Annotated in this window: 12 protein-coding genes and 1 riboswitch; of the genes, 10 read left to right on the top strand and 2 right to left on the bottom strand. The window is 48.2% G+C overall.

What is annotated here, in order from left to right; translation table 11 throughout:
• Positions 1-116 precede the first annotated feature (116 nt).
• Positions 117-218, top strand: a riboswitch (guanidine-I (ykkC/yxkD leader).
• Positions 219-283: 65 nt separating this feature from the next.
• From NYE62_RS19840 to NYE62_RS19825, 4 genes are all read left to right on the top strand, one after another.
• Positions 284-1,120, top strand: a complete 837-nt coding sequence (locus NYE62_RS19840; RefSeq protein ID WP_003150818.1) for a YitT family protein — start codon at positions 284-286, stop codon at positions 1,118-1,120.
• A gap of 166 nt (positions 1,121-1,286) precedes the next feature.
• Positions 1,287-2,180: a helix-turn-helix domain-containing protein gene (locus tag NYE62_RS19835; RefSeq protein WP_053104107.1), complete on the top strand. Its 894-nt coding sequence runs from the start codon at positions 1,287-1,289 to the stop codon at positions 2,178-2,180.
• Positions 2,181-2,296: 116 nt separating this feature from the next.
• On the top strand, positions 2,297-3,397 hold the full coding sequence (ugpC, locus tag NYE62_RS19830) for a sn-glycerol-3-phosphate ABC transporter ATP-binding protein UgpC (protein ID WP_095352556.1): 1,101 nt from the start codon (positions 2,297-2,299) through the stop codon (positions 3,395-3,397).
• A gap of 99 nt (positions 3,398-3,496) precedes the next feature.
• Complete coding sequence (locus tag NYE62_RS19825) at positions 3,497-4,339, top strand: polysaccharide deacetylase family protein (RefSeq protein ID WP_012118785.1); 843 nt, start codon at positions 3,497-3,499, stop codon at positions 4,337-4,339.
• Positions 4,340-4,374: 35 nt separating this feature from the next.
• On the opposite strand, the gene NYE62_RS19820 is transcribed toward NYE62_RS19825, so the two are convergent.
• Positions 4,375-5,718: a 2-hydroxycarboxylate transporter family protein gene (locus tag NYE62_RS19820; RefSeq protein ID WP_061890893.1), complete on the bottom strand. Its 1,344-nt coding sequence runs from the start codon at positions 5,716-5,718 to the stop codon at positions 4,375-4,377.
• A 502-nt stretch (positions 5,719-6,220) separates the two neighbouring features.
• Here NYE62_RS19820 and NYE62_RS19815 point away from each other — a divergent pair.
• The 5 genes from NYE62_RS19815 (at position 6,221) to NYE62_RS19795 (ending at position 12,979) form a co-directional block, all read left to right on the top strand.
• Positions 6,221-7,627: a cytochrome ubiquinol oxidase subunit I gene (locus NYE62_RS19815; RefSeq protein ID WP_007407763.1), complete on the top strand. Its 1,407-nt coding sequence runs from the start codon at positions 6,221-6,223 to the stop codon at positions 7,625-7,627.
• On the top strand, positions 7,611-8,627 hold the full coding sequence (gene cydB, locus NYE62_RS19810) for a cytochrome d ubiquinol oxidase subunit II (RefSeq protein ID WP_032869368.1): 1,017 nt from the start codon (positions 7,611-7,613) through the stop codon (positions 8,625-8,627). Before NYE62_RS19815 ends, cydB begins: the two co-directional genes overlap by 17 nt.
• Positions 8,627-10,330 (top strand): thiol reductant ABC exporter subunit CydD, encoded by a 1,704-nt coding sequence (gene cydD / locus NYE62_RS19805; protein WP_342497141.1) that lies wholly within the window; start codon positions 8,627-8,629, stop codon positions 10,328-10,330. Before cydB ends, cydD begins: the two co-directional genes overlap by 1 nt.
• Positions 10,327-12,057: a thiol reductant ABC exporter subunit CydC gene (gene cydC / locus NYE62_RS19800; protein WP_059367535.1), complete on the top strand. Its 1,731-nt coding sequence runs from the start codon at positions 10,327-10,329 to the stop codon at positions 12,055-12,057. The genes cydD and cydC overlap by 4 nt, the downstream gene beginning before the upstream one ends.
• Positions 12,058-12,148: 91 nt before the next feature.
• Positions 12,149-12,979, top strand: coding sequence for an NAD(P)H-hydrate dehydratase (locus NYE62_RS19795; RefSeq protein WP_052827997.1), 831 nt, complete (start codon positions 12,149-12,151; stop codon positions 12,977-12,979).
• Positions 12,980-12,992: 13 nt separating this feature from the next.
• On the opposite strand, the gene NYE62_RS19790 is transcribed toward NYE62_RS19795, so the two are convergent.
• On the bottom strand, positions 12,993-14,351 hold the full coding sequence (locus NYE62_RS19790; protein WP_015240847.1) for a cytosine permease: 1,359 nt from the start codon (positions 14,349-14,351) through the stop codon (positions 12,993-12,995).
• A gap of 316 nt (positions 14,352-14,667) precedes the next feature.
• Here NYE62_RS19790 and NYE62_RS19785 point away from each other — a divergent pair, with 316 nt between their 5' ends.
• A complete protein-coding gene (locus NYE62_RS19785; protein WP_003150840.1) occupies positions 14,668-15,654 on the top strand; it encodes a choloylglycine hydrolase family protein in 987 nt (328 codons plus the stop codon).
• The last annotated feature ends 7 nt before the right edge of the window (positions 15,655-15,661 follow it).

Here is a 15,661-nt window from a genome sequence, read left to right as displayed (position 1 = left end):
TTTTAGTATCGGCAGATCGCTCATATTTTTTATACGTTTATTGAAAAAAGAGTGGTTGAACATGTTCGTGATTTCCCGTATAATCTTGAAAGATATACAAAAACTGAACATAAAAAACAGTGGTTTTCTAGGGTTCCGCAATGCTGAATTGGTCTGGACCGAGAGAAAACACACAGCAGGTTCCTGCTGTGACACGTTGGGATAAAAGCCCGGGAGTTTCTGCTCTTTTAATGAAGAGTGCTCTCCCGGGCTTTTTTGATTTTATATAAAGGGAGTGTCTGGGATGAAAAAGAGATTGCTGGATGTGCTGATGCTGATTATTGGGGCTTTTATCTTTGCTTTGGCCGTTAATTTATTCGCCATTCCGAATGATCTTGGAGAGGGCGGGGTAACGGGAATCACCCTGATCTTGTACTATGTGTTTGAATGGTCGCCCGGGGTGACGAATATCATTTTGAACGGGATCTTATTGATTATCGGATATAAATTTTTAGACGGAAAAACAACGCTTTATACGATCATTACCGTTGTCGCCAACTCACTGTTTCTGCATCTGACGCATGATTGGCACTCGCCTTCACATGAACTCATTATTAATACTATTTTTGCGGGTGTGTTTGCCGGTGTCGGAATCGGGATCATTATTCGAGTCGGAGGCACGACTGCGGGTTCTGCCATTTTGGCGAGGATTGCGAACAAATATCTCGATTGGAATATCAGCTATGCGCTTTTGTTCTTTGATCTGATTGTCGTCTTCAGTTCTTATTTCATCATCGGTGCAGAAAAAATGATGTTTACCATTGTCATGCTGTACATCGGAACGAAGGTGATGGACTTTATCATTGAAGGCCTGAATACGAAAAAAGCGGTGACGATTATATCTGAGCATAAGCACGAAATCGCCGAACAGGTCAACACGCTTATGGACAGAGGGGTTACGCTGCTGTCGGGTAAAGGAAATTACACGGGGCAGTCGAAGGAAATTTTATATATCGTCATCCAGAAACAAGAGCTTTCCATGCTCAAAAAAATTATTAAAAGCTGTGATACAAAAGCGTTTGTCATTGTTCATGATGTGCGTGACGTCTTTGGTGAAGGCTTCGTCGATATCTCTAAATAAAAAGGAACCCTCTGCCGGCGCGGAGGGTTTTTTTCTTATGCCGGCAGAAGCGGTTATGATCCGTTTCCCGGGAAATAGCCTGAAAGCTGTTTCTTAAAACGAAGTGGATACAATCGGCCGGACGTTTTATACTGAAAATATGATAGAGCGATAGAGAGGAGCGCATATGAACCCGTTATTGGCAATTTACCCGAGGGCTGTGTTGTCTGATACGTGCTGTACGGCGGAGGATGTCTTTTGCTTTTATGATGAGAAAAGGCGGGTCTATGTCGCCATTCCGAAGGAGGATATCACCCCGAAGGAGAAACTGCTTCTGGAATCACTTTTGACGCCCGCTGAAGAAAAAGGCGATTTTTTTCCGGAGACGGCGGCAGCAAAGAGGTGGCGGCGTTTTCTGCTGGAAGAAGGCCCGGTGCCTGATGTCAAGGAGCCGCGTGTCCGTTTTATCCATTATGACTTATTGGGAGAACGGGACTGGGGGGCATTTACCGAAGCGCTGCGCCATTTCTGGCCGGTTTCATATACAGTTGTCCGGACGGGAAGGGATCAGGGCGTGATTGTGGAGGAAGAAAAGCTGGAAGCGCCAGATTCGGATGACATCGCATCTTTTGTGAAGATTCTCGAAGGCGATTTTTATTTCAGTGTCCGTTTTTTCATCGGAAGGTATTACGGCGCGGGAGAACGTCTGCGCCTTCATTATCGGAGAGAACAGCAATATTGTCAGATTGGCCGGCGTCATCTCCCGCAGCTGAGCACGCTGACCGCGGAAACGGTATTTCCGGCTATGCTCATGGAAGAAAGCAGAGAAAAGCTCTCAGCCTTGCTTCACGAAGAAGCGGTGCTGCTGTTTCAGAAAGAACCGGAGCTGAAGCATACGATTCAGACTTTTATTGAACATAACTCGAACATGTCGCTCACATCGAAAAGACTGCATTTGCACCGTAACAGTCTTCAATATCGGATTGATAAATTTGCGGAACGCTCGGGTATTGATATTAAGACATATCGGGGCGCCCTGCTGGCTTATTTCATTTGTCTGCAGTATGAAAAATCACATTAAATGGGAAATGTGCACGAAGGCAGCGGACTTTTTTTATGAACATTGCCTATATCCGCCGCCGTCTGACGCTGTTACAATCCTATTAAAGAAAGCGTTTACAAAAAGGGGGAGATGACATGGCGGAACTTCGGCTGGAGCATATTTATAAGTATTACGATCAAAAAGAAGCGGCTGTCGATGATTTTAACCTTCATATTCAAGATAAAGAGTTTATCGTGTTTGTCGGTCCGTCGGGGTGCGGCAAGTCGACAACATTGCGGATGGTTGCCGGGCTGGAAGACATTACGAAGGGCGATTTCTATATCGGTGACACGAGAGTGAATGATATCGCTCCTAAAGACAGGGATATCGCCATGGTGTTTCAAAACTATGCGTTATATCCGCACATGACGGTCTATGATAATATCGCTTTCGGTCTGAAGCTGAGGAAGATGCCGAAACCTGAGATAAAAAAACGGGTCGAAGAAGCGGCGAAAATGCTTGGGCTCACAGAGTATCTGCACCGCAAACCGAAGGCGCTCTCCGGCGGGCAGCGGCAGCGGGTTGCATTAGGCCGGGCGATTGTCAGGGACGCCAAAGTGTTCTTAATGGATGAGCCGCTGTCAAATCTGGACGCAAAGCTTCGGGTGCAGATGCGGGCAGAAATTATTAAGCTCCACCAAAGGCTGCAAACAACCACAATCTATGTGACGCACGACCAAACAGAAGCACTGACGATGGCGACACGCATCGTAGTCATGAAGGACGGAAAAATTCAGCAGATCGGCACACCGAAAGACGTGTATGAACATCCCGAAAACGTATTTGTCGGCGGGTTTATCGGCTCCCCAGCGATGAACTTTTTCAAAGGAAAGCTGACGGACGGCGCCATTCAGATCGGTTCAGCCGCTCTCAGCGTGCCGGAAGGGAAAATGAAAATGCTCCGGGAAAAAGGGTATGCCGGCAAAGATGTTATCTTCGGCATCCGCCCGGAAGACATACATGATGAGCTGATTGTGGTAGAATCCTATAAGAAGTCATCCATCACAGCTAAAATCAATGTCGCGGAATTGCTCGGGTCAGAAATTATGGTTTATTCCCGGATCGGGGATCAGGATTTTATCGCCCGGATTGACGCCCGCCATGACATACGTGCCGGTGAGGAATTGACCGTCGCTTTCGACATGAATAAAGCTCACTTTTTTGACAGTGAAACAGAAATCAGAATCCGCTCATAACGCAAAGCCGGACAGCTGGATGTCCGGCTTTTTTGATGTAACAATTTATGACGCATAACCGATATAAAAAGTAAATAGAAGACAGAAAGCAGGAAAACGATGAAACGCATGATCATGTGCATGTGCCTTTTGGCTGCCGTGTTTACGCTTGCCGCCTGCTCGGGCCATGAGGCAAGCGCCGAACAAAGCATTCCGAAGGCAGAAGCGCACCACGATAAAAAGTCTGTAAAGCGCCAAATCAAAAAAGAGCCGGATACGTCCGCCTGGGTTCAAACGAAAGGAACGGCAAGACTGCCGATTCTGATGTACCACAGCATTTCTGAGGGAAACAGCCTGCGTGTGCCGAAGGAAGAATTCCGGCAGCATATGAAGTGGCTTCATGATCACGGCTATTATACGATGACTCCTGAAGAGGCCTATCTGATGCTGACGGAGGATAAGGAGCCGCGTGAAAAATGTGTTCTGATCACATTTGATGACGGCTATACCGACAATGTGAAAGCGGCCTATCCCATTTTAAAGAAATACAAGATGAAAGCGACAATCTTTATGATCGGAAACTATATCGGGCATAAGAATCATCTGACTGAGAAGCAGATGAAGGAGATGGCCGCCCACGGCATTTCCATTCAGAGCCATACGATGAACCATCTCGAATTGAACGGGCTCACACCGCAGCAGCAGCGACGTGAAATGAAGGACTCTAAGCGTTTATTTGATCAAATGTTCGGGCAGCGGACGTCTATGATCAGCTACCCTGTCGGACGATATAATAAGGAAACATTAAAAGCCGCCGCCGCGTCAGGCTACCGTATGGCGGTTACGACGGAGCCGGGAGCGGCGTCAAGAGATCAGGGGCTTTACGGGCTTCACCGCGTCCGTGTATCGCCGGGCATGTCCGGGGCGGCATTCGGCTCTTATATTCAAAATGTGATGAAATAACAGAGCCTCCGCATATGCGGAGGCTTTTTTTCAGTTTAATAGAATTGATGAAGCAGCAGAAGGGTGACACTCACGGTAATCGCTCCGCCGATTCTGGTCGACACTTGGGCGAACGGCATAAGCTCAAGCCGTTCAGCGGCGCTCAAGATCGCGACGTCGCCGGTGCCGCCCTGGCCGGAATGGCAGGCATTAATAATCGCCGTCTCAATCGGGTACAGATTCAGCCATTTTCCGATCAGAAAACCGACGGCCATCATCGTGACGACGATTGATAAAATGGTAATGATGTTGCTGATCGTAAATGCCGCAATCAGCTTGTCCCATGGTGTCATTGAAACGCCGATCGCAAATAAGAGCGGATAGGTCACGGCTGTCGAGAAAAAGCGCGAGACGCCGAAGGCTCCGTTTTCAATCGAAGCCGGCGCCAGCCTGAACAGCTTAATGAGAACGGCAAGGACGAGCATCACGACAGGAGCCGGAAGCTGAAAGAAATCATGCGCCAGCATGCCGACCAAATAGAGGGAAACCGCTAAAATACCGCCCGAAGCGAAAAAGGACAAATCAAACGTTTTATCATTGGCCGGCTGTTCCAATGCGGGAGCGGAATGATCAGACTTATCAACCTTCCCGTTGCCCGTCCATTCCGGTTTGCGTTTCCCGATGACATTCAGCAAACCCGATAACATAATGGCGCACAGGCTGCCGAGCATGATGGACGGCAGCACAAGCGCAAAGGCGTCTCCCTGGGACATCGGCATAATATCGGAGTAGCCGATGGATAAAGGAATCGCGCCTTCACCGACACCCCCCGCCATAATCGGAACGACAATATAAAGCAGTGTGTGCTGAAAGCCGAGCCCGAGAAGCGTCCCGACGCATAAGCCGACGATGGCGGCCGCGATCGAGCCGGCGATCAGCGGAATAAAAATCTTGACGAAAGCTTTGACGAGCGTCTCTCTTTTCATCCCAAGAATACTGCCGACGACGATACCGGCAATAAATAAATAGAGAAAGTTGGAGCTTTCTGTGAATTCTGTTGTTGAAGTAATAATGTCTTTCGGAAGCAGGTGGTAGTAGACGACAGCGGATGGAATAAAGGTTGCGAGAATCGCAGGGCCGCCGATGGAACGCACAATCGGAATGGATTTTCCGATCTGGCCGAAGGTAAATCCGAAAAAACTCATGACGGCAATTGATGTCAGAATGTCGCTTTTAACATCACGGCTCATGACAAACACCGTAATAAGCAAGAAAAGCAGGATATAGATAGGAAGAGGAATAATGCCGATTCTTATATTCATTGCTCTGGCAAACCAGTTATCAGTCCGTTCCTGTTTTTGGATTGAATCCGTTTGCAATTTTGGTTGAAGTTCTCCCATGCTTGTTCCCCCAGTCGTTATGTAGTGAAAAAATATCCCCATTTAAAGTATACTAAAAAATTTAAATTGTTCATATATTATGAATTTACTAGGGGGCATGCTTTCTTCACATTTTCTTTCTCAAAATGGCGATTTGGCGGGCTTTTTCACCGAGAAAAGCATTTTGTTCGCCACACGAATAAAAAAGAGGTACGATATCAAAGGGACAAATATCCTAGGTGCTGACATAAAATCTCTACAAATCCGACAATAATCGGTCACAATTTCAGCCTTATTTTAGGTATATTGATCTTTTTTTTTAGGCTGAATCGTTGTAAAGTAATGATATTGAATCATTTCTATGACAGCCGCTGTCCCCCAGGGTGTACAGGCTGATATTTCAATAGTTTTGACGAATTTGTGAAACATTGAGCAAATATATCATTTTTTGTGAAATACCGAGCAATGATTTCGCTATGTTTGTGAAATGTTGAGCAATTTACCAGATTGGAGGAAAAACATCATGAGTGAGTTGGTATTAGCCCGCATTCAATTTGCATCTACAACATTGTTTCACTTCTTGTTTGTGCCTTTGTCTATCGGGCTTGTGTTTATGGTTGCTTTGATGGAGACGCTTTATGTTGTCAAAAAACAAGAGACCTATCTCAAAATGGCTAAATTTTGGGGGCATCTCTTTTTAATTAACTTCGCTGTCGGCGTCGTCACAGGGATTCTTCAGGAATTCCAGTTCGGATTGAACTGGTCTGATTATTCCCGTTTTGTCGGAGACGTATTTGGGGCTCCGCTTGCGATTGAAGCGCTTTTGGCGTTTTTTATGGAGTCTATTTTTATCGGATTATGGATTTTCGGCTGGGACCGTTTATCTAAAAAAGTGCATTTGCTTTGCATTTGGCTTGTATCTTTCGGAACGATTATGTCATCTTTCTGGATTTTGACGGCAAACTCATTCATGCAGGAGCCGGTCGGCTTTACGATTAAAAACGGCCGAGCGGAAATGAATGATTTCGGGGCGCTTTTGACAAACCCTCAGCTTTGGGTTGAATTCCCTCACGTCATTTTCGGGGCGCTTGCGACGGGTGCTTTCTTTATCGCCGGTGTCAGCGCATTTAAATTATTGAAGAAAAAAGAAGTGCCTTTCTTCCATAAATCTTTCAAGCTTTCGATGATTGTCGGTCTGATCGCCGGTATCGGCGTTGCGTTCAGCGGACATATGCAGGCTGAGCATTTAATGGAATCGCAGCCGATGAAAATGGCTGCCAGTGAAGCGCTTTGGGATGACAGCGGTGATCCTGCCGCGTGGACGGCTTTTGCGAACATTGATACGAATAAAGAAAAAAACACATCAGAAATTTCAATTCCTTACGCACTCAGCTACTTGGCTTACCAGAAGTTCAGCGGCAGTGTGAAAGGGATGAAAACACTTCAAAAAGAATATGAAAAAACGTACGGAAAAGGCGACTATATCCCGCCTGTCAAAACGACGTTCTGGAGTTTCCGCATTATGGCGGGAGCGGGCGCGCTTATGATTTTTGCCGCGATTGCCGGCTTTATTCTGAACCGCCGCAAAAAGCTTCATACGAGCAAGTGGTATTTACGGGGCATGATCGCGCTGATCGCATTCCCGTTCATTGCGAACTCTGCCGGTTGGATTATGACTGAAATCGGCCGCCAGCCGTGGACGGTCATGGGGCAAATGACGACCGCACAATCCGTTTCGCCTAACGTAACGACGGGATCTCTGCTGTTTTCAATTATCGGCTTCGGCGTCATGTATCTGATTTTAGGCGCGCTGCTTGTCTTCCTATTCGTTCGTGAAATTAAAAAAGGTGCGGACCATGATGATCACAAGGATGTTCCTGTATCAACGGATCCGTTCAGTCAGGAGGTCTACCATGGGGTCACTTCATGATCTTTGGTTTATACTCGTTTCAGTTTTGTTTGTCGGATTTTTCTTTTTAGAAGGTTTTGATTTCGGTGTCGGCATTTCGACCCGATTTCTTGGCCATAATGAATTAGAACGCAGAGTGCTGATTAACACCATCGGCCCGTTCTGGGATGCGAATGAGGTATGGCTGCTGACAGGTACGGGAGCGATCTTCGCGGCATTCCCGAACTGGTATGCGACGATGCTGAGCGGATATTATATTCCGTTTATCATCATCCTTCTTGCTTTAATGGGACGCGGCGTGGCGTTTGAATTCCGCGGAAAAGTGAATCATTTAAAATGGGTCAAAACATGGGACTGGGTGATTTTCTTCGGCAGCCTTATCCCGCCGTTTGTATTCGGCCTTATCTTCACAAGCTTGTTCCGCGGCATGCCGATTGACGGCCATATGAATATGCATGCGGGTTTTTCAGATATTGTGAACGTGTATTCCGTCCTTGGCGGAGCAGCCGTCACCCTTCTTTCATTCCTGCACGGTTTAATGTTTATCACCCTGCGCACGATCGGTGATTTACAAGAGCGTGCGAGAAAAATGGCAAAACGCGTAATCGGTGTTATCTTTCTTGTTGTACTTGCTTTCTTTGCGATGTCTGCATACGATACGGACATGTTTACACGCCGGGCAAACATCACGATTCCGGTATTCGTGCTGATTGTCATCTGCAACGTTCTTGCTGTTGTGTTCATGAGCAAGAAAAAAGACGGCTGGGCATTCGGTATGACCGGCGCGGGTCTTGCTTTGACAGTTGCGATGATTTTTATCTCTCTGTTCCCGCGCGTCATGGTCAGCTCGCTGAAAAGCGCGTATGACTTAACAGTAGCTAACGCGTCTTCCGGTGATTATTCACTTAAGGTCATGACAATTGCCGCACTGACTCTGCTGCCGTTTGTCATCGGCAGTCAGATCTGGAGCTATTATGTCTTCCGGAAACGCGTCAGCCATAAGGAGCCTATGACTTATTAATGGGAAAAGACCTGTTTCTTTATAAAGGAATGAAGCGGATTCTTGCGATCATTACGGGATTAACGATTATACAAACGGCTGCCATCATCTTGCAGGCGGAATGGCTGAGCCAGGCGGTAACCGGATTATTTAACGGGAAGCGGATTGCTTCTCTTTATCCGGTTATCGGCTTTTTCCTGCTTGCGTTTTTGGTCCGGCATGCGGTGACAGCGGTCCGGCAGAAAATCGTGTACCAATATGCCGCGCAAACCGGCGCAGACGTAAGAAAAAGATTTCTTGAGCAATTGTTCCGTCTCGGCCCCCGCTTTGCGAAAAAAGAGGGGACAGGCCGGATGGTGACGCTGGCGATGGAAGGCATCAGCCAGTTCCGCCGTTATTTAGAGCTGTTTCTGCCGAAAATGGTCAGCATGGCGATTGTGCCGGCGGCCGTTGTCATTTACGTGTTTTTTCAGGATAAAACATCGGCATTGATTCTGATTCTTGCGCTTCCGATTTTGATTGTATTTATGATTCTGCTCGGACTTGTCGCACAGAAAAAAGCCGATCGCCAATGGAAGTCCTATCAGACGCTTTCCAATCATTTCGTGGATTCGCTCCGCGGACTGGAGACATTGCGGTTTTTAGGATTAAGCAAATCACACAGTGAAAACATCTTTCATGTCAGTGAGAGATACCGCAAGGCGACGATGAGCACGCTCCGGGTCGCGTTTTTATCATCATTCGCCCTGGATTTCTTTACGATGCTGTCGGTGGCGACAGTGGCGGTGTTTCTCGGCTTGCGGCTGATAGACGGACAAATTCTGCTCGGGCCGGCATTGACCGCGCTCATTCTCGCGCCTGAATATTTTCTCCCGGTCCGCGAAGTGGGAAATGATTACCACGCGACGTTAAACGGGCAGGAGGCGGGGAAAACCATTCAAGCGATTTTGGCGCAGCCCGGTTTTAAAGAAGAAAAGCCGCTCGAACTTGATACGTGGACTGACGGGGATGAATTACAGCTTATGCGTTTGTCCGTCCGAGAATCGATGTCTGAATTTCATCTGTCCTTCAAAGGGAAGAAGAAAATCGGGATTATCGGGGAAAGCGGTGCGGGAAAATCGACACTCATTGATGTGCTGGGCGGCTTTTTAGAGCCTGCGTCCGGTGAGATCAAGGTAAACGGTGAATCACGCTCGCATCTGCAGTCGGACGGCTGGCAGAAGCAGCTGCTTTATATTCCGCAGCACCCGTACATTTTTGATGACACGCTTTTGAATAATATCCGGTTTTATCATCCTGATGCTTCTCGTGAGGAAACGGCGCAGGCCGCTAGATCGGCGGGTCTTTCCGAACTGATCCGTGATCTGCCCGGCGGTCTTGACGGCCGGATCGGCGAGGGCGGACGGGCGCTCAGCGGAGGGCAGGCTCAGCGTGTCGCGCTGGCCAGAGCCTTCTTAGGAAACCGGCCGATTCTCCTTTTGGATGAGCCGACCGCTCACCTTGATATTGAAACAGAATATGAAATAAAAGAAACGATGAAAGACCTGTTTGAAAACAAACTTGTTTTTCTGGCCACTCACCGTCTTCACTGGATGCTTGAGATGGACGAAATTATCGTGCTTGATGACGGCGCGGTGGCGGAAATCGGCACCCACGACGAATTGATGGCGAAACAAGGCGTATACGCCAAACTTGTAAAGGCGCAACTGGGGGAAAGAACATGAGAAAAGAAGAATGGATTCTGCCGTATATGAAGCAAAATGCCCGTTTGTTTGTTCTTGTGATTTTTTTAGGCGCGGTGACGATTTTTTCGGCGGCCTTTCTCATGTTCACTTCCGGTTTTTTGATCTCTAAGTCGGCGACTAGGCCTGAGAATATCCTGCTGGTGTACGTTCCGATTGTGGCCGTGCGGACCTTCGGGATTGCCCGTTCAGTCTCACGGTACGCCGAGCGTCTGACGGGGCACCATATCATTTTGAAAATCGTGTCCGACATGAGGGTGCGGCTTTACAATATGCTGGAGCCGGCCTCGCTCATGCTTTCATCCCGTTTTCGGACGGGCGACATGCTCGGCATTTTAGCTGAGGATATTGAGCATTTGCAGGATGCGTTTTTAAAAACGATTTTCCCTGCGGTTTCCGCTTTGCTGCTGTATGCGGCCTCCGTTATCGGACTCGGCTTTTTTTCTTGGCCGTTTGCCGCTTTTGCGGCGATTTACCTGTTTATATTGGTTGTATTGTTTCCGGTTGTGTCGCTTCTTGTGACGAGAGCGAAAAACATGAGGCTGAAAAGCGGCCGGAATACGCTCTACAGTCGGCTGACAGATGCCGTGCTCGGCGTGAGCGACTGGATGTTCTCGGGACGCCAGGCGGCCTTTATTTCCTCTTATGAAGAGAAAGAGAAGGCGTGGTTTGACCTTGAAAGCAAACGTCAGCGGTTTACGAGATGGCGTGATCTCGCCGCGCAATGTCTTGTCGGCGGCTTCATATTGATCATGCTGTTCTGGACGGCGGGTCAGTATGCGGACGGCAGCATCGCCAACACGATGATCGCGGCCTTTGTGCTTGTCGTATTTCCATTGACAGAGGCGTTTCTGCCCCTTTCGGATGCGCTGACGGAAGTGCCTTCTTATCAGGATTCCATCAAAAGAATGAGTCAGGCGGCTCCGGAGCTGCGAAGTCGTGAGGTGAAGCAGACAGATGAGAAACTGGATGTATCTGATGTGACACTTACATTTGATAACGTGACGTTTTCTTATGATCAGCACAGTCATGTGCTTGACCGTTTTTCCTTCACTCTCCGCCAAGGTGAAAAAATGGCGCTGCTCGGCAGGAGCGGCTCCGGTAAGTCGACCTCTCTCGCTTTAATTGAAGGCGCCTTAGTTCCCGATTCGGGCAAAGTGATGCTGAATGGGCTGGAAACTGCGGCCGTGCAGGAGCAGATTTCCTCAGCGGTGGCCGTTTTGAATCAGAAACCTCATCTCTTTAACACGAGCATTATGAACAATATCCGGCTCGGAAACGGCAAGGCGAGTGATGAAGATGTTAAGCGTGCGGCTCGGCAAGTGAAGCTGCATGATTATATTGAATCACTGCCTGACGGATATGAAACGTCCGTGCAGGAGACGGGGATTCGTTTCTCAGGCGGGGAACGGCAGCGGATCGCGCTTGCCCGTATTCTTCTCCAAGACACGCCGGTCATTATCCTTGATGAACCGACGGTCGGCCTTGATGCGGTCACTGAACGCGAATTGCTTGATACGATTTTTGATGTCTTTAAAGAGAAAACGATTCTCTGGATTACACACCATTTAGCGGGTGTGGAAACAGCTGATAAAATCGTCTTTTTAGAAAATGGAAAAGCAGAAATGGAAGGAACCCATCAAGAGCTGCTTGCAGAAAACGAACGGTACCGGAAGCTTTACCGACTTGATGTTCCGATCAGAACATAAACAGCCGCAAGCAAGCGGCTGTTTTTTTTGTGCGGTTTAAAATCTCTTCTTGTTTGGAATATAAATAGGAGACAGAAGAGGAGGTACAGAGATGAATATAATGGATTGGACGGAACAGGATGTGAAAGATACGCTGCCGAAGCGGGAGGCAGACAGCCATAAGGGGACGTTCGGGACGGCGTTATTGCTGGCCGGCAGCGAAGACATGCCGGGAGCCGCCCTTCTGGCCGGATTGGGCGCGATGAGAAGCGGTGTCGGCAAGCTCGTCATCGGTACATCGGCAGGCGTCATCCCGCTTATCGTCCCGGTGCTGCCGGAAGCGACGTACTGGCGTGACGGCTGGAAAAAAGCCGCGGCGGGCCAGCCCGGGGAAACCATCCGGGCCGCTGCCATCGGGCCGGGCCTTCCTCAAACAGACGAAGTGCAGCAGGCGGCTGATCAGCTGCTTTCTGCCGATTATCCCGTCATACTGGATGCGGGCGCCATAACGAAAAGAACCTATCCAAAGAGGAAAGCCCCCGTGATCTTGACGCCTCATCCCGGCGAATTTTCCAGAATGACAGGCCTTCCGATTCAAGAGATTCAGCAGAACAGAGCGGGATATGCCGCGGAATGGGCGGAGCGGCTTCATGCCACGATTGTCCTGAAAGGAAACGAAACCATTATCGCTTTTCCCGACGGGGAATGCCGCAGGAATACAACAGGAAACGGCGCGCTTGCAAAAGGCGGGACCGGCGACACGCTGACGGGAATGATTCTCGGCATGCTGTGCTGTCATCAAGACCCGAAGCATGCCGTATTGAACGCCGTCCGCCTTCACGGTGAATGTGCGGAGTTATGGACGAAAGAGCGCTCCGCCCATACCTTATTGGCACACGAACTTTCTGAACTGCTGCCGCGTGTATGGAAGGAATATGAATAAAGAAAAGGCGTCTTCATAGAGAAGGCGCCTCTTGTTGTTTTACCCTTGATTTCATCAGGACATAATACAGCAGCGACGGAACGGCCAGGCCGATGACCCAGGCAATGTCGCCTCCGCCGAATATTTCAGCGAGCGGCCCGATGTAAAAGGATGTATTGATGAATGGGATTTCTAATATAATCGACAAAACGAAGGCGGCCGCTGTAATCCAATTGACCCTGCCGTATTGTCCGTTGACGTCAAACATCGATTTGACGTGGTATTTTCCGCGGCGGATAAAATAGTAATCCACGAGGTTGATCGCCGTCCATGGAATTAAGAAATAACTGATGAAAAAGATGAAATTTAAAAACAGTTCCATGAAATTGCTTTGGCCCAAGAGACTTAATACAGTACCTGCTGCCGTCACACAAAGGATCATTACCACTCTCGTTTTCGGCGTCACCTTCAGTTTTAAAAACGGCTCTAAGGTAGTCGTCGTTGACATAAAGGCTCCGTATAAATTAAAGACGTTGATCGCCATTTGACCGAACAGGACGATGATCAGCATAATAAAGGAAAACGGACCGAACAATCGGACAATCTCATTTCCCGCATTAGCGGTAAATTCCGGGAGCGCCGTCGTCAAAATGGCGCCGAGAAGCATCATCCAGATGGAACTGACTGACGTACCTGCGTAGCTGTACCAAAAAGTATGCGATGCCGGTGTTTTGACCGGCAGATAACGGGAATAATCTGCGACATATGGTGCATATGCCAGCTGCCATGTGGCCACCGCGCTGACCGCCACTAGGAAAACAGGCAGGTCTAATGAGCCGGGCACCCAGCTTCCCGAAGGAATCGGCAGTTGAAAAATAAGAATCGTTGCAGCAAAAAAAACGGCAAAGGAGGTCCAAGAGAGGATTTTCTGCATTTTGTGAATCAGATCATGACCGTAGATCGTGAGTAAAAAACAGATGGCGCTTAAGCCGATAATACACCATGAAGCCGGAATCGGTACAAAGCTGCTCAGTGTACCGGCTGCGAGAATCGTACTGCTCGCAAAGAAGCCCAGGTAGATAAACATGACCAAAAAGAGGGGCAGAATCGCTCCGATCACGCCGAATTGCGCGCGGCTTTGAATCATTTGCGGAATTCCGAGCTGAGGTCCTTGTGCGGAATGAGACGCCATAAAGATTGCGCCGATAAAGGTCCCGATAATAATGGCGGCGATACTCCAAAAGAGATCGAGTCCCATTGTAACGGGCAGTGTGCCTGTGACTAACGTCGTAATATGCATATTAGCCCCGAACCAGACGGGGAATAAATCTTTAGCCTTTCCGTGTCTTTCGTCATGCGGAATATGTTCAATCGTTCGCCTTTCTACTTTCAATAGATAATCTCCTCCGTATGTTCTTCTTTAACATAAAGACATAGCTTAACAGATTGACCTGCCGTTTACAAATTCCAGCATGCAGGAAAAACAATGTAAAGCCTCGTTGACAGCCGTTCAAAATTTTTTTGAAAAAACGGAACAAACACTGCCGCCAAAACGATTTGCCAGGGTTTAAAAGGCATGGATATGCTTACGGACTAATATGTATTAAGGAGAAATGTGTCAATCTTTTGACGAATGGAGCCATTATTCGTTAAGCTGGAAGAATAGTTTACTTTGTGTAAATTTCATTAATGAAAAGGGGATTGATGATATGTGTACAAGTCTTACATTGAAAACGACAGACGGTAATCACCTATTGGCGCGAACGATGGATTTTGCATTTCAGCTCGGTACGGACGTCGTGCTTTACCCTCGTCAGTACAGCTGGAAAAGCGAAGCTGACGGCAGGATGCATAAGACGAAATACGCATTTATCGGCATGGGGAGAAATCTCGGCAATGTTCTGTTTGCCGACGGCGTAAATGAAAAAGGGCTGTCGTGTGCGACGCTGTATTTTCCGGGCTTTGCGGGATACGAGAAAGCGGAACGGGAGGGCACCTGTCACATCGCTCCTCATGAGTTTGTTACCTGGGCCTTATCAAACTGTGAATCTCTTGAAGACATAAAGGAAAAGCTCTCAATGCTGACGATTGTAGAGAAGAAGTTAATGTTATTGGATACGGTGCTGCCCCTTCATTGGATTTTATCAGACCGCACGGGCGGCTGTATTGTCATCGAGCCGACACCGGAGGGAATGAAAGTATATGACAACAAACCCGGAGTGATGACCAACAGTCCGGAATTTCCTTGGCATGTGACCAATCTGCGCCATTATATCGGAATCAGGCCGCAGCAGTCAGAAAGCAAAACATTGGGCGGAATGACATTAACCGCTTTCGGCCAAGGATCTGGAACGATCGGGCTTCCCGGTGATTACACGCCGCCATCCCGATTCATCAGAGCCGCTTATCTGAAAGAGCATTTAGAGCCTGCCGCTCATGAAACGGATGGCGTTACGGCCGCTTTTCACGTGCTGTCCAATGTGAATATTCCAAAAGGCGCGGTGATCACAGAGGAGAATGAAATTGATTATACGCAGTATACGTCGGTCATGTGCTGTGACACCGGGAACTACTACTTTCATCTGTACGACAACCGGCAGATTCACAAAGTAAGTTTATTCCATGAAGATCTTGACCGTCCGGAGCCGAAAGTATTTGCGGCCGCGGCGGAGCAGAATATACAGGAGCTGAATTAGCTCAAAA

It is taken from the genome of Bacillus sp. FSL K6-2861 (genome assembly GCF_038630725.1).
Taxonomy (GTDB): domain Bacteria; phylum Bacillota; class Bacilli; order Bacillales; family Bacillaceae; genus Bacillus; species Bacillus velezensis.
This window is presented reverse-complemented; position numbering and strand designations above follow the sequence as displayed.

Coding starts and splice junctions, on each gene's coding strand:
- cydD (WP_342497141.1), top strand. CDS start 8,627: ATGGGAAAAGACCTGTTTCTTTATAAAGGAATGAAGCGGATTCTTGCG.
- ugpC (WP_095352556.1), top strand. CDS start 2,297: ATGGCGGAACTTCGGCTGGAGCATATTTATAAGTATTACGATCAAAAA.
- NYE62_RS19840 (WP_003150818.1), top strand. CDS start 284: ATGAAAAAGAGATTGCTGGATGTGCTGATGCTGATTATTGGGGCTTTT.
- NYE62_RS19820 (WP_061890893.1), bottom strand. CDS start 5,718: ATGGGAGAACTTCAACCAAAATTGCAAACGGATTCAATCCAAAAACAG.
- NYE62_RS19835 (WP_053104107.1), top strand. CDS start 1,287: ATGAACCCGTTATTGGCAATTTACCCGAGGGCTGTGTTGTCTGATACG.
- NYE62_RS19785 (WP_003150840.1), top strand. CDS start 14,668: ATGTGTACAAGTCTTACATTGAAAACGACAGACGGTAATCACCTATTG.
- NYE62_RS19795 (WP_052827997.1), top strand. CDS start 12,149: ATGAATATAATGGATTGGACGGAACAGGATGTGAAAGATACGCTGCCG.
- cydC (WP_059367535.1), top strand. CDS start 10,327: ATGAGAAAAGAAGAATGGATTCTGCCGTATATGAAGCAAAATGCCCGT.
- NYE62_RS19825 (WP_012118785.1), top strand. CDS start 3,497: ATGAAACGCATGATCATGTGCATGTGCCTTTTGGCTGCCGTGTTTACG.
- cydB (WP_032869368.1), top strand. CDS start 7,611: ATGGGGTCACTTCATGATCTTTGGTTTATACTCGTTTCAGTTTTGTTT.
- NYE62_RS19815 (WP_007407763.1), top strand. CDS start 6,221: ATGAGTGAGTTGGTATTAGCCCGCATTCAATTTGCATCTACAACATTG.